Source organism: Methylosinus sp. R-45379, from assembly GCF_001644125.1.
Taxonomy (GTDB): domain Bacteria; phylum Pseudomonadota; class Alphaproteobacteria; order Rhizobiales; family Beijerinckiaceae; genus Methylosinus.
In genome coordinates this window covers 36492-50943 of record NZ_LUUM01000260.1, presented here as the reverse complement: position 1 = coordinate 50943, position 14452 = coordinate 36492, and the positions used below count along the sequence as shown (strand labels likewise).

Annotated in this window: 10 protein-coding genes; 7 read left to right on the top strand and 3 right to left on the bottom strand. The window is 64.6% G+C overall.

The features are described from left to right. Positions 1-651: 651 nt before the first annotated feature. The 5 genes from A1351_RS14815 (at position 652) to A1351_RS14795 (ending at position 9012) form a co-directional block, all read left to right on the top strand. Positions 652-1740 (top strand): MerR family transcriptional regulator, encoded by a 1089-nt coding sequence (locus tag A1351_RS14815; protein WP_157096320.1) that lies wholly within the window; start codon positions 652-654, stop codon positions 1738-1740. 600 nt (positions 1741-2340) lie between these two features. Beyond that, positions 2341-3735, top strand: a complete 1395-nt coding sequence (locus A1351_RS14810; protein ID WP_064033366.1) for an MFS transporter — start codon at positions 2341-2343, stop codon at positions 3733-3735. Between the two features lie 31 nt (positions 3736-3766). Further along, positions 3767-7228, top strand: a complete 3462-nt coding sequence (addA, locus tag A1351_RS14805) for a double-strand break repair helicase AddA (protein ID WP_064033365.1) — start codon at positions 3767-3769, stop codon at positions 7226-7228. Between the two features lie 144 nt (positions 7229-7372). Beyond that, positions 7373-8152, top strand: coding sequence for a tetratricopeptide repeat protein (locus tag A1351_RS14800; protein ID WP_026599460.1), 780 nt, complete (start codon positions 7373-7375; stop codon positions 8150-8152). A gap of 44 nt (positions 8153-8196) precedes the next feature. Further along, complete coding sequence (locus A1351_RS14795; RefSeq protein WP_024881186.1) at positions 8197-9012, top strand: lipopolysaccharide assembly protein LapB; 816 nt, start codon at positions 8197-8199, stop codon at positions 9010-9012. Between the two features lie 174 nt (positions 9013-9186). Here A1351_RS14795 and A1351_RS14790 read toward each other — a convergent pair whose 3' ends face one another. Continuing rightward, positions 9187-10170, bottom strand: coding sequence for a DUF2778 domain-containing protein (locus tag A1351_RS14790; protein WP_024881187.1), 984 nt, complete (start codon positions 10168-10170; stop codon positions 9187-9189). 418 nt (positions 10171-10588) lie between these two features. Here A1351_RS14790 and A1351_RS14785 point away from each other — a divergent pair, with 418 nt between their 5' ends. Continuing rightward, positions 10589-11578, top strand: coding sequence for a helix-turn-helix domain-containing protein (locus tag A1351_RS14785; protein ID WP_064033363.1), 990 nt, complete (start codon positions 10589-10591; stop codon positions 11576-11578). A 12-nt stretch (positions 11579-11590) separates the two neighbouring features. On the opposite strand, the gene A1351_RS14780 is transcribed toward A1351_RS14785, so the two are convergent. Both A1351_RS14780 and A1351_RS14775 read right to left on the bottom strand, forming a co-directional pair. Further along, a complete protein-coding gene (locus tag A1351_RS14780) occupies positions 11591-11773 on the bottom strand; it encodes a hypothetical protein (RefSeq protein ID WP_026599462.1) in 183 nt (60 codons plus the stop codon). 1 nt (position 11774) lies between these two features. Beyond that, positions 11775-12542, bottom strand: coding sequence for a hypothetical protein (locus A1351_RS14775; RefSeq protein WP_064033362.1), 768 nt, complete (start codon positions 12540-12542; stop codon positions 11775-11777). 305 nt (positions 12543-12847) lie between these two features. Between A1351_RS14775 and adh the strand changes: the two genes are divergently transcribed. Continuing rightward, entirely contained in the window at positions 12848-14365 is a 1518-nt protein-coding gene (gene adh, locus A1351_RS14770; protein WP_024881190.1) for an aldehyde dehydrogenase, read from the top strand. The last annotated feature ends 87 nt before the right edge of the window (positions 14366-14452 follow it).

Sequence of the window (14452 nt, the reverse complement as noted above, 5' to 3'; positions counted from 1 at the left end):
GGAATCGACGGCCGATTTTCGACGCCCCCGATTCGGACAGGGTTTGTCCACCTCTCGTGCTGCAATTCCACTTTCGGGACGGAGCGAGGAGGCCGACGATTCACCACTCGCTAAGCCTATGAAGGCGGTGACGCGACGAGCCGCGAAGACACAGCGCTTATGAAGCGTTCACCATGATGATTGACGCTTCCGCAAGGAATCGACGGCCCATTTTCGACGCCCCCGATTCGGACGGGGTTTGTCCACGTCTCGTGCCGCAATTCCACTTTCGGGACGGCGCGAAGAGGTCAGCCATTCACCACTCGCTAAGCCTGTGAAGGCGGTGACGAGCCGAGACGCGAAGACACGGCGTTTACGAAGCCTTCACCATGATGATTGACGCTTCGGCAAGGAATCGACGGCCGATTTTCGACGCCCCCGATTCGGACAGGGTTTGTCCACCTCTCGTGCTGCAATTCCACTTTCGAGACGGCGGAAGCGGCGCCGCATTCACTTTTCGCTGAGCCTATCGACGCGACATCTCGCGCCTTGCGCGCGGCGGCGACGCCAGACACGGGGCCTCGCACCGCGTCGCTTCCGAGGTCGCGAAATGACGCTTGCGCCGTCCCTTGGGTCATAGATTAGACCCTGAGGAACAGGAGGGCTCGTCCGGTGAGAGAGTCGAGACGCAAGGACATGTTGCTGACCGCGGCGGAATGCGCAGAACGCATCGGCGTCACGGTTCGCGGTCTCAGAACCTATGAGCAGCGCGGCCTGCTGACGCCGGCCCGTTCGGCGAAGGGCTGGAGGCTGTACGGGGAAAAAGAGATCGCCCGCCTTCACGAGGTGCTCGCTCTAAAGCGCTTCGGCCTCAGCCTCTCCCGCATCGCCGCGCTGCTCGAGGGCCGCGCAATCGATCTCGACCGAACTCTGGGAATGCAACAGTCGGCGCTCACCGAACAACGCCAGCGCATCGGCGAGAAGCTGGCGCTCGTCTGCGCCGCCCGAACGAAACTCTCCACGGGCGGGACGCTCTCGCTCGACGAACTCATAACGCTCGCAAAGGAGACGACCATGACGCAGACATCGCTCGACCTGATCGCGCAGCGCCGCTACGAGCAGGCGCGTCCACGCAAGATGACGCCCATAGATCCAGAACTCTACGATCGCTACGTCGGCGCCTACCAATTCGACGCCATCAGGGGCGGGATCACGATCACGCGCAACGATGACCGGCTTTTCAGTCAAGTGACCGGGCAGGCTGCCTATGAAATTTTTCCAGAGAGCGAGACCGAGTTCTTTCTGAAGGTCGTCCCGGCTCAGCTCGTCTTTTCCGTAGACCGCGACCAAACAGCGAATGCGCTGACGATCCATCAGAACGGCGTCGAATTGGTCGCGCGGCGGATCGACGAAACGGAGGCCCGACGCGCAGAGGAGGAGCTGGCGCGCAGAATCCGCGAAAATCGGCCGCAGCCGGACAGCGAAGAGGCGATCCGCCGAACGATCGACGAAGCGCGGTGCGGAGAGGTCGAGTCCACGCGCATGACGGAGCCGCTCGCCACATTGGCGCGAGAGCGAGCCGAGGCGATCGCGGAGGAGCTCTCGGCCAAAGGTGAGTTGAAGGACATTCGCTTCGTCGGCGTCGGCGTGGACGGCTGGGACGTCTACCGCGCGCAATTCGAAAAAAGCGAGACCGAATGGCGCATCGACCTCGCGCCCGACGGCCGGGTCAGGGGCCTTTTCTTCCGCACGCTGCCCTGAGAGGCCCTCGCAGCAGGCCGCGCCGCCACGGTGAGTGAGCGGCGCGACGATGGCGGCGTGTAGAGGCGAGCGACGGTCGCCCGGCCATGGCGAGAGCCGCGCGGTCGAGCGCCCAGACGCGGCGTTCACGAAGCACTCACCACGCTGGTTGACGCTTCGGCAAGGAATCGGCTGCCGCTTTTCAGTGCTCCCGATTCGGACGCTGTTTGTCCACATCTCGTGCCGCCGCTCTCACTTCGGGACGGCGGAAACGGGCGCCGGATTCACTTTCCGCTAAGCCTATCGACGCGGCTTCCTGCCGTCGAAGACACGAAGCCTTCACCACGCTTTTTGAAGTTTCGGCAAGGAATCGGCCGCCGATTTTCGGCGCCCCCGATTCGGACGGGCTTTGTCCACCTCTCGTGCCATTCTTCCCGCTTCGGGACGACGCGACGCCGCGGAGGATTCACGTCTCGCTAAGCAAAAGATCGGAGCCGGGGGCGGCGACCGCCTTCGATAGCGGTCAAACTACATTTCTTGTATGGTTTCCCAAAACGGCCTTCGATCCTCATAAACGCCGGATCGACGCGCAGCATTCGAACATTGGCGAGGAATTTGAAAATGGCTCTCGAAGGGTCGGATAAAAGCTACCGTAATCGCATCATCTTCGCGAGCCTCGTCGGCACGACGATCGAATTCTTCGACTTCTACATCTACGCCACCGCCGCCGTATCGGTGTTTCCGCTATTGTTCTTCCCGGCCGGCGCGGGCAGCGCGGCGCTGCTCGCCTCAATGGCGACATTCGGCGTCGCCTTTGTCGCGCGGCCGATCGGCTCCGTCCTCTTCGGCCATTTCGGCGATCGCGTCGGGCGAAAAGCGACTTTGGTCGGCTCGCTGCTGCTGATGGGCCTCGCCACTTTCGCCATCGGCCTTCTGCCGACCTATCATCAGATCGGCCTGTTCGCGCCGGTCCTGCTCACCATTTTCCGTTTCAGCCAGGGCGTCGGCCTCGGCGGCGAATGGTCGGGCGCCGCCCTGCTCGCCACCGAGACCGCCGATAAGGGCAAGCGCGCTTGGGCGGCGATGTGGCCGCAGCTCGGCGCGCCTTTCGGATTCATTCTCGCCAATGGATTCTTCCTGACGCTCACCATTCTCTTCGCTTTCGATTCCACGCGCGCGACGCCGGACGAGCATTTCCTCGCCTGGGGCTGGCGGCTGCCCTTCCTGCTCTCCATTTTGCTGGTGACGCTCGGCCTCTATGTGCGCTTGAAGCTGCATGAGACCCCGGTGTTCGCGCGCGCATTGGAGCGCGGCGAGAAATTGAAATCGCCGCTCGCCCATGTGTTTCGCAACAATGCGAAAGAGCTTCTGCTCGGCACTTTCATCATGGTCGCGACATACGGTCTCTTCTATCTGATGACGACGTGGATTCTCTCCTATGGCATAGGCAAGGTCGCGCTCGGCAATCTCGGCATAGGCTATCGCGATTTTCTCGTCTTGCAGCTCATTTCGGTACTGTTCTTCGCCGGCTTCATCCCCGTCTCGGGACATCTCGCCGACAGGATCGGCCGTCGCAAGCTGCTGCTGATCGTGACGACGGGCATCGTGCTGTTCGGCCTCTCCTTCCGCTTCTTCCTCTCCAAGGATCTCATCGGAACCGGCGAAAGCGCCAATCGCGGGCTCATTCTGGTTTTCCTCAGCATAGGCATGTCGCTGATGGGCCTCACCTTCGGGCCTATGTCGGCCATATTGCCGGAGCTTTTCCCCACCAACACGCGCTATACGGGCTCGGGCGTCTCCTATAATCTCGCCTCCATACTCGGCGCGGCGCTGACGCCCTTTGTGGCGACATGGATCGCGCAGAATTACGGAGCGGAATCGGTCGGCCTCTATCTCGCTATGCTCGGCGCCTCGACGATCGTCGCGCTCCTCTTCACCAAGGAGACCAAGGCGACCGATCTCGACAGCATGATCGACGAAGCCGTCACCGAGAATATCGAGAAGACATCGCCTTAGAGCGCTTTCCTTCGCTCCGAATGGAAATTGGATGAGCGACAGACGACCCATCGCCAAGGACACGCGGGAGCGGCAGCGCGCCGCTTCCGATCCCGCGCAATCGGCCTGGGTGGCTGCGCATGCGGGCTCGGGCAAGACGCATGTTCTCTCGCAGCGCGTGGTGCGGCTGCTGCTCGCCGGCGCGCCGCCCTCGCGCATTCTCTGCCTCACTTACACAAAGGCCGCGGCCGCCAATATGGCGGCGCGCATTTTCGATATTCTCGCCGGCTGGGCGCTGCTCGACGATGAAGCGCTGACCGCCGCCATTCTCGCCACTGGCGCGCCGCAACCGTCGCGCGCGGAGCTCGTCTTCGCGCGGCGCCTGTTCGCACGCACGGTGGAGACGCCGGGCGGGTTGAAGATTCAGACGATCCACGCCTTTTGCGAAAGGATTCTGCATCTCTTTCCCTTCGAGGCCAATGTCGCGGCGTCATTCCGCGTGCTCGACGATTTGGAGCGCGCCGAGCTTTTGGAGCGCGCGCGGCGGCAGACGCTCGCCCGCGCCGTGCTGGACGAAGGTGAGCTGCGCGCAGCGCTGGAAACCGTTTCGCGGCTTTGTTCCGGCGGCGGCTTCGACGAGCTGATCGCGGAATTGCTCGGCCATCGCGCGGCGCATCGCAATTTGTCGTCCGGCGATTATGCGGAATTGCTGCGCGAGCGCTTAGGGCTGCGCGAAGGCGAGACGCTCGAGGCGGTGGAGCGCGAGATTGTCGAGGGCGGGATAGCGCCACGCGATTGGCCGGGGATAGCGCAGGCGCTGCGCGGCGGCGGGGCGAATGATGGGAAGCTCGCGACCCAATTGACGATCGCAGCGGGGCTCATAGGCGCTCTTCCACAACACACCGCTTGTGCCGATGAATATCTAGCGGTCTTCTTCAAGAAGGACGGCGAGCCGCGCGGGCTCGGCAAGCAGAAGATGATCTCGGCCGCGCTTCAAAAACAGCAGCCCGCATTGTTGGCGCGGCTCGAGGATGAGCGCGATCGGCTCGTCGCGCTGGTGGAAAAACGCAAGGCGGCGGCGGCGCTGGATCGCTCCATGGCGCTGGCGCGGATCGGCGACGCCATTCTCTCCGCCTATGAGCGGATGAAGAGCAATCGCGGCCTCTTCGATTTCGACGATCTCATCGAGCGCACGCGTCGGCTGTTTCAAAGCTCGAGCCCGTCCTGGGTGCTCTACAAGCTCGACTCGCGCATCGACCACATTCTCGTCGACGAGGCGCAGGACACGAGCGCGGCGCAATGGGACATATTGGCCGCGCTCGCCGATGAGTTCTGCGCCGGCGCGGGAGCCACGCGGCGCATCCGCACCTTCTTCGCCGTGGGCGACGAGAAGCAGTCGATCTTCTCCTTTCAAGGCGCCGCGCCGGAGAAATTCGACGCCATGCGCCGCGATTTCGCGCGCCGCTTTCGCGACGCCGAGCTCGGCTTCGAGACGGTGCGGCTGACGCGCTCCTTCCGCTCCTCGCCGCAAGTGCTCGGCGCGGTGGATATCGTCTTCTCCGTCGAGGAGAACAGGCGCGGCCTCGCGGCGGACCGCGACGAGCCCGCGCCATTGCACGAGGCCTGGAAGACCGATGTTCCGGGTCTCGTCGAAATATGGGAGCCGGAGGCGTCCCAGGGCGCGGAGGCGCCGGAGGATTGGCGCCTGCCGCTCGATTATGTGAACGAGGCGGGACCGCCGGCGCGGCTCGCGCGCAAGATCGCGCGCAAGATCAAAGCGCTGCTCGCGGCGCAAAATGGCGAATGCGTCGAGGACAAAGGCGCGATGCGCCCCGTGCGGCCGGGCGATGTGATGATATTGGTGCGCAAGCGCGACGCTTTTTTCGAAGGCGTCATTCGCGCGCTGAAGGCGGAGGCGATTCCCGTCGCCGGGGCCGATCGTCTCGATCTCTCCGGCCATATTGCGGTGATGGACCTCGTCGCGCTCGGCCGAGTCGCGCTGCTGCGCGAGGATGATCTCACTTTGGCGACGCTGCTGAAATCGCCGCTCTTCGGCTTTACCGACGATGATCTCATCGCCCTCGCGCCCAAGCGCGAAGGCGCGCTCATCGACGCCCTCGCCGCCTCGCCGGAGCCGGCGCATAAAGAGGCGGCGGCGCGGGTAGATGCTTGGGCGCGCGAGGCGCGCACGCGCGCGCCCTTCGATTTCTACAGCCATATTCTCAGCGCCGGCGGCGGGCGCGAGAGACTGGTCGGGCGGCTCAGCCAGGAGGCCAATGACGCGATCGACGAATTTCTGCACCTCGCGCTCACCTTCGAGCGCGAGCAGGCGCAGGGCCTCGCCGGATTTTTGGCGAGCGTCGAGAGCTTGCAGCTTTCCGTCAAGCGCGACATGGAAGCGGCCGGCGACGCCGTGCGCGTGATGACCGTGCACGCCTCCAAGGGGCTGGAGGCGAAGGTCGTCTTTCTGCCGGATACGTGCGGCGGCCCCTCCGGCCGGCACGACCCGAAGATATTCCGGCTCGGCGAGGAGGATGGCGCGACGCTGGTCTGGTCCGGCGCTATGGCCGCCGATCCGCCCGCCGTGGCCAACGCGCGCGAGGCGCTACGCGAGGCGGCGCGGGAGGAACATCGCAGGCTGCTCTATGTGGCGCTGACGCGCGCCGAGGAGCGGCTCTATGTCGGCGGCTTCCACGGGCCGGCGGGCCGCGGCGCCGGCTGCTGGTACGACGCGATCCGCAACGCGCTCGAGCCCGCCTGCGACAACGCGCCAGACCCGCTGGACGAGACGAAGCAGATTTTGCGCTATGGCGTCACGGCGCATGGCGCGACGGCGGCGAACGAGACGCGAGAGGCCGCGGCGACCATGGTCCCGCTTTATGCGCGCACGCCGGCGCCGGAAGAGCGCGCGCCGGCCCCGCCCTTGCGCCCGGCGACGGCGCTGGCGGCGGCCGATCCTTTCACCGGCGAGGAGACCGCAGCGCCGACGCGGCGCGACCGCGAGCGTCTGCTGGTCGGCCGGCTCACCCATGCGCTGCTGCAGCGCCTGCCGGACGCGCCGCCGGAGCGGCGCGTCGAGGCGGCGCTGCGCTTTCTGGAGCTGCGCGCCGCCCCGCTCGACGCCGCGCAGCGCGAGCGGCTCGTTTCCGCCGTGCTCGCGGTGATCGACCATGCCTCGCTCGCGCCTTTGTTCGGGCCGGGCTCGGCGCCGGAGGTGGAGATCGTCGCCCGGCTCGACAGTCCGCGCGGCGAGATCGCTATTTGCGGCCGCATCGATCGGCTCACCGAGACGGAAACCGACGTCATCGTCGCCGATTTCAAGACCGGCGCGCCGCGCCATCCGGCGACGCCGGCGCAATTGCGGCAGCTCGCCGTCTATCGCGCCGCTGCGCTGCGGCTCTATCCGCACAAAAATGTGCGCTGCGCGCTGATCTTCACGCAGAGCGCGACGATAGAGGAGCCGGAGCCCGAGGCGCTGGACGCCGCGCTCGAGGAGATTTTGCGGGAGGTCTGAGGCGAGGGAAACGCCGGACGCGCTTTCGCCGCGATCGTCTGCGACTGCTTTCGGCGACGGCGCTTCGTCGAGCGGAACCGGATTGAAAAGCGGGTTCCGCTCGGCCGATTATAGAATCATATTCATTTCGAGGAGGTCGACGCGATGCGGCTCCCGGTTCCGATCGCGATTTGCGCGATCCTGTTTTTCCTGATCGAGACCTCCGCCTCCGGCGGGGTCGCGGAGGGCGAGGCGGCGTTGCAGGCGGGGGACATTCCCCGCGCGATCGGCGAGCTCACTCCGGCCGCCGAAAAGGGGGACGCCGTCGCGCAATTGCGACTGGCTTTCGCCTACGAGGCTCTCGTCGCCCTGAACTTCCGTGACGCGGCCGCATCCGCACGCTATCGGGCCTCGGCTTTCACATGGTCTTCCCGCGCGGCGGAGCAGAATGTCGTGAGCGCGCAACGGCGCGTCGCGCAATTGCTTCGTGCGGGAGGCGGCGCGCCCGTGGATGTGGCGAAGGCCGATGAATGGGATCGCCGGGCCAATGCGATCCTGCGCGAGCGCGCAGAAAATGGCGACGCCGCCGCGCAAGAGGCCTTGGCCAGCGCCTACAGCCTCGGCCAAGGAGTTCTGAAAGACCCGAAAGAAGCCACGAAATGGCGCCGCGCCGCAGGCGGCCAAGGATATGCGGAGGCGATAAACGCTCTCGGCGTCCAATACGGCCGCGGCGATGGCGTCCAAAAAGATCCGGCCCTCGCCTATGCGTTCTTCGTGCTGGCGAGCCGCATCACGCGCGGCAAAGGGGAAGACGACATCGGCTATCGTGAAAATCAGGACGGATTAGCCGCCGGGCTCTCCCGGGAACAAAAAGACAGAGCGCTCGCCATTGCGGATGAGTGGCGCCCCGGCGTCGAACTGCCCGAAAGCTCCGACAAGAATTGAACCCGCCGAGGCGCCTCGGTAAAACTCAGAGAGGAATTGGCGTCATGGAGATCGACCGCGGGGACCGCATCGCCCCGCCGCCTTCGCCGGAAAGAAGCCGCGTCTGGATCGGCGCGATCGTCGCGATTTTGGCCGCGCTCGGGCTCGCTGTCGTCATCGCGCCGGAGTTCGGCGACTTTCTGCGCCGCCAAGCCTATGCGGCGGCGAGCGCCATCGGCGCCCCGACCCCGGCCGATGAATATGCGCCCGTCTACGCCCGGCTGGAGATGGAGCCGCTGCGGGCAGGCCTCGTCGCCTCGCCTAAAATTTCCGAGCCGCTCGCCAAGCTGCTGCGCGAGCCCTGCGACAAGCGCGCGATCGCCGCTCTCGCCGAGGCGCTGATCGTCGAAGGAGAGGAGCGCGTCGCCGCGCGCGGTTATAGCGGCTTCGCCGCAGCCTGCCCGGACAGCGCTGTGGAGAAAGGCCGCGCCGGCGAATTGTTCCTGCGCATCGGCGACGCGGAGGGCGCGCTGAAAATCGCCGATGCGCTGATCTCCGAACAGCCGATCTACCCGGATTTTCATTATCTGCGCGCGCGGGCGCTCTTTGCGGCCAAACGCTATGACGCATCGATCGGCGAATATAAGACGGCGATCGAATTGTTCCACGATCGCGCCAAAGTGCATGAGCGATTATTCGTCGAGCTGGCCAACGCCTATGTCGCCGTGGGTAAGCCTTGCGACGCGGCCTTCACCCTCTTTGCCTGGATCGCGCTCGATCCCACGCGGCGCGGCACGCCGGGAGCGCGCAAGCGCGTCGAGGAATATGGCGCGCTCGGCTGCCGCAATCTGCCGGCCTTCGACGAGCCGAAGAAATTGTGAAAGCTCGGACGGCAGAGATATGAAGGAGATGAAATTTCCCTCGCGCCGAGGAGCGGCAGAACGCCGCGTCTCGAAGCGGGAGGGAAATTTCACGCGCCGCCTTCTGGAACTCCCCCTCGCGCTTCGAGACGGTCGCTTCACGACCTCCTCAGCATGAGGGGCGAGGGTCGCTGTTTACAGCTTGCCGACGACGACCAGGCGCTTGATCTCGCCGCGCTCGAAGGCGCGCAGGAAAGCGGCGTAATTCTTGAACGACACACAGCCATTGGAGTCGCCGCGCGGGCCGAGCATGTAAGTATGCGCGAGCAGGCCGGCGCGGCCGAAGATCGCGCCCTCGCCGCCGATCGGCGTCAGCCTGATCGCGCGCACGCCATGGAACAGGCTCTCGCGGAAGGTGAGATCGTAAGTATGCGGCGGCGTGACGCCGCGCATGCGCACATGGGCGAAGCGCGGATCGTCGAATTTGTCGCCGAGGCCCGAATGCGCCTCGAGACGCGTGCCGTCCGGCAGATAGACCGTATGCGCGCTGATGTCGTAGACGGCGGTCTGATTGTCATAGGCCGTCGTCGGATTGCCGCGCGTCACATTGCGCAGGCCGTCGAAGAGCCCCGTCTCCGGCGCGGCATAGGCCAGCGCCTTGCCGGTCGGCTGCAACGGGCCGAACACTTTCTCGAAGAAGGAGGGGCTGCTCTCCTCTTCCGACGCCGGCGCGGAGGCCGTCTTGCGCGCGCTGCGGATGACGGGCAGATGGACGCGCAGGCCGAATTCGGAGGGACGCGGCGGCGGCAGCGGCGCGCTGTCTTCTTCCTCTTCCGCGACCTGCTGCTCCAGACCCGCATCCTTGCGGGCGGGCGGCGTCGGCGCAGCCACAGGCGCCAGCAGGGATTGCGGCGCCTCGAGCGTAGCGACGACCGTCTTGGGCGCCGCATGGGAGCGCAGATCGCCGACCAGCACGCCGAAGGGAATGGAGAAGGAGGGCGACTCGATCGAGGCCGTCGTCTCGGCCGGCGAGTCTATCGTGAGCGCGGCTGCCGCGGGCGGCTCGGGCTTCTGCTCGGCGCTCCGCATCGCGAGCCCCGCCAGTCCGCCCACGGTGAGGGCGCCGGCGAGAAAAAGAGTCGAGAGCAGAATGCGGCGAGAGACTTCACGGCGAGGCAATGAATTGGAAGAGCATCGTTCACCGGGATTCTTACGCATCCACCCCCACTTTCGGAAGGACTTCCGTTACGCACACTGTCGAAGCGTCTCCATAAGCGAGCCGCTCGACTACGCCACACGCGCCCAGAATGAAGCTTCTTCTCTCCAATCCCGAGCATTGTTCGAGAAACTGAAGTTACAATTTGGCGGTTTTTTGTCCGCGCTACGTAGCTTCAGCGTAAGTATTCGCAAGCTCGACTTCTCGGACCTTTCGGTTCGACCAACGCGAGCTTCGCTGACCATGGAGGTGAATTACGCCGCAATATAGTAAACATTTTCGTAAATCCTTCGCATAATCTCGCCGGCCGAAATGCGGCGCAGGGACGCGTGCGCGGGACGCGCTTTCCCTCTATAGTCGCAGCGTCAAAGGGAGCTTCGCATGAGCGGAGACGTCGCCAATTCACATTTGGACCGCGTGCGCTCGGTGGTCGCGGACGAGACCGCGCCGGCGCGCTCGGCGGTCGCCGCCTCCTGGCGCCGCTGCGTCACGCTGCATAAGCTCGATCCGGCGGCGAGCCTCGCGCCCGCCATTCTCACCGCCACGGAATTTCGCGAGGCGCACGACAGGCTGGAGCCGCTGGCGCGCGTCGCGCAGAGCGTGATGGAGCGGCTTTCCGCCGCAATCGGCGATCTCGGCTGCTGCGTTCTATTGGCCGATGCGCGCGGCGTCCCGCTGGAGCGGCGCGGCGCCCCCGCCGACGCCGAGATTTTCGACCGGCGCGGATTGCTGGCCGGCGCGCAATGGAGCGAGGCGCATCAGGGCACCAACGCCATCGGCGCCTGCATCGTCGAGGAGCGCGCGCTGACGATCCATCGCGACCAGCATTTTCATACGCAGAACACCGGGCTGAGCTGCACGGCCGCGCCGATCTTCGATCATTTGGGACGGCTGGCCGCGGCGCTCGACGTCTCCTCCTGCCGCGAGACCTTGGCCGACGGGCTGACCAATCTATTGTCCGTCGCCGTCGTCGACGCCGCGCGCACGATAGAGGCGCTGAACTTCCGCCGCGCTTTCGCCGACGCGCGCATTCTGCTCTCGCCGCAGGCCGATCGAAACGCCGCCTCGCTGATCGCCGTCGATCGGCACGATCTCGTCATCGGCGCGACGCGCGCGGCGCGGCTCGAGCTCGGCGTCACAGATGCGCGCATAGCGGCGCAGCTGCCGGCCGCCGATCTGCTGAGCGGCGGCGCCGAGACGGAGCTGCAGAACGGGGAGTTGCAGAGAAGTGAGCTGGAGGACGCCGAGCGCGGCGCCATTCGCCGCGCGCTCGCCCGCGCCAATGGCAATGTGACCGCCGCCGCGCGGCTGCTCGGCGTCAGCCGCGCCACTCTGCATCGCAAGCTCGGGCGGCTCGGATTGTCGCAGTGACCGGGGTGAGAGCTATTTCATCTCGAACACGTAACGCACGCAGAGCCTGACGAGCACATAAAAGAAAACAAAAACCGGTAAAAACAGCACCAAGAGCGACACGTCCGCATAAACCGACAGAAGCACCCACGACACGAAATTCAGCGCCGTCGCGCCCATGTAGAATGTGGTGCGGTCGATTTCTATTTTTTTCAAATCACATCTCCCAATATTTTTTGATGCTATTCGGGTCTATTTCGGTGAATGCTTTTGAAAAAAGCTCATTGCTGATTTGACCATTCTGAAATTTATCCAAGATGACGATCTTTAGCTTACGCATTTCCTCGAGCAGCGAAACATACAATGCGGTAGCTGCGGTGACGATCAAGAACAGCGCGACGCCCCCTCCCACAGGAAGCTTGCCGTATCGCGCTTCGATGCCCTCGAATATCGCGCCTTTTCCCGACATGCGGCTCAAGGTCGTCTTGGCCCCGGCTTTGGCCATCTCGGCGCCTCCCTTCGCCTTGAGCGCCTCTTTCATTCCGGCGGCGATGGCCCCGGATCCCGCGCCCACCCCGATGAACTTCAGCGCGGTGACGACGCGCTGCATGCTCTGATATGAACGAATAAGCTCTTCGGGCGATCGCGCCATTTCCGCGTACCAGGAGCGAAACTCTTGAATCTCGATCACACGGGCTGATATGAGCGCGAAAAATTGTGACGACTTCGGCTCCGACGACGAAAGATGCGCATGGGCGCTCTGTAAAATCTGATTGCCAAAGCGGCGCCGCTCGAAATGATCCGCGATGACCGGCATCGAATAAAGGCATGTCGTGACCGACAATGCGCCGGGAAGATTGTCCTCCGTAAGACGGAAGTCGATCGAAAACAAATTGCACAGATTCCGCAATCTCGCAGTTTCGCCTGGGTTCAAAGGCATGATCGCCTCCCCTCGAAAATCGACGTTGAAAATCTCGTCCCGCATCTTCCCGGATCATTCGCGGTCCCGCCGAAGACGCGTCCGCCAGCCTCGCCGAGAGGAGAACAGCTAATCAAAACAATGTGAATTTTTGAGGCGCGGCGGCATGACTCCGATACGGGCTTTCCCTGTCGCCTCGCGCGTGGAATTCGCGCCAGAGCCGTCGCTGTGACGTCTTCGCCCGCCCCGACTGTCGCAAATCTGCGACACCTCGAGGCCGTTCATGCGTTCCCCCTCTGGCGCCGTCGACCGCTCGGGCGGATGATCTCCCCCGACGCCGCAAAGGCGCAGAGACACAAAGGGGAAACGTCATGACGAGGCCCGAATTCCTCCGCTCCACGACACCGAAGTTCGAGGCGCGCTACGAGAATTTCATCGGCGGCCGCTGGGTGGCGCCGCGCGCCGGCCGCTATTTCGAGAATGTGACTCCGGTCAATGGACAGATTCTCTGCGAGGTCCCGCGTTCCGACGCGACCGACATAGAGCTCGCGCTCGACGCCGCCCATGCCGCCAAGGACGCGTGGGGCCGCGCCAGCGTCGGCGAACGCGCGCGCGTTCTCCACGCCGTCGCCGATCGCATGGAACAAAATCTCGCGGCGCTGGCGGAGGCCGAGAGCTGGGACAATGGCAAGCCGATCCGCGAGACGACGGCCGCCGACATTCCGCTCGCCATCGATCATTTTCGCTACTTCGCCTCGGCGATCCGCGCGCAGGAAGGCGGCGTATCGGAAATCGACCACGACACGGTCGCCTATCATTTCCACGAGCCGCTCGGCGTTGTCGGCCAGATCATTCCTTGGAATTTTCCCTTGCTGATGGCGGCGTGGAAGCTCGCTCCCGCTATCGCGGCGGGCAATTGCGTGGTGCTGAAACCGGCCGAGCAGACGCCCGCCTCCATACTCGTATGGGCGAAGATCGTCGGCGATCTTCTGCCGGCTGGCGTCATCAATATCGTCAATGGATTCGGCCTCGAGGCGGGCAAGCCGCTCGCCTCCTCGCCGCGCATCGCCAAGATCGCCTTCACCGGCGAGACCAGCACGGGACGGCTGATCGGCGAATATGCCGCGCGCAATCTCATCCCCACGACATTGGAGCTCGGCGGCAAATCGCCGAACATCTTCTTCGCCGATGTGGCGGCGGAAGACGACGCATTCCTCGACAAGGCGCTGGAAGGCTTCGCCATGTTCGCGCTCAATCAGGGCGAGGTCTGCACCTGCCCGAGTCGCGCTCTGGTGCATCGAAGCATCTATGACAAATTCATCGAGAAAGCGGTGAAGCGCGTCGGCGCCATCGTGCAAGGCGACCCGCTCGACGCGCGGACGATGATCGGCGCGCAGGCCTCCAAGGAGCAGATGGAGAAGATCCTCGGCTATATCGACATCGGCCAGAAGGAAGGCGCGGACATATTGATCGGCGGCGGACGCGCCGAGCTCGGCGGCGATCTTTCCGGCGGCTATTATGTGAAGCCCACAGTGCTCGCCGGCAATAATAAGATGCGCGTGTTCCAGGAGGAGATCTTCGGACCCGTCGTGTCGGTGACGGTGTTCGACACGGATGAAGAGGCGGTGGCGATCGCCAATGACACGATCTTCGGCCTCGGCGCCGGCGTGTGGACCCGCGACATCAACCGCGCCTATCGCGTCGGCCGCGCCGTGCAGGCGGGACGCGTGTGGACCAATTGCTATCACGCCTATCCGGCGCATGCGGCCTTCGGCGGCTACAAGCAGTCCGGCATCGGCCGCGAGAATCATCGCATGATGCTCGATCACTACCAGCAGACGAAGAACCTGCTGGTCAGCTATAGCCCGGACAAGCTCGGCTTCTTCTGAGCGTCCGGCCGGGGCGGCCGTTTCCCTCCCTGCGGTCGCCCCGCTCCCTTCAAATTATTGCTCTAGCGCCACGAGACTGAACGAGCT

Coding starts and splice junctions, on each gene's coding strand:
- A1351_RS14795 (WP_024881186.1), top strand. CDS start 8,197: ATGGAGATCGACCGCGGGGACCGCATCGCCCCGCCGCCTTCGCCGGAA.
- A1351_RS14785 (WP_064033363.1), top strand. CDS start 10,589: ATGAGCGGAGACGTCGCCAATTCACATTTGGACCGCGTGCGCTCGGTG.
- A1351_RS14775 (WP_064033362.1), bottom strand. CDS start 12,542: ATGCGGGACGAGATTTTCAACGTCGATTTTCGAGGGGAGGCGATCATG.
- addA (WP_064033365.1), top strand. CDS start 3,767: ATGAGCGACAGACGACCCATCGCCAAGGACACGCGGGAGCGGCAGCGC.
- adh (WP_024881190.1), top strand. CDS start 12,848: ATGACGAGGCCCGAATTCCTCCGCTCCACGACACCGAAGTTCGAGGCG.
- A1351_RS14810 (WP_064033366.1), top strand. CDS start 2,341: ATGGCTCTCGAAGGGTCGGATAAAAGCTACCGTAATCGCATCATCTTC.
- A1351_RS14800 (WP_026599460.1), top strand. CDS start 7,373: ATGCGGCTCCCGGTTCCGATCGCGATTTGCGCGATCCTGTTTTTCCTG.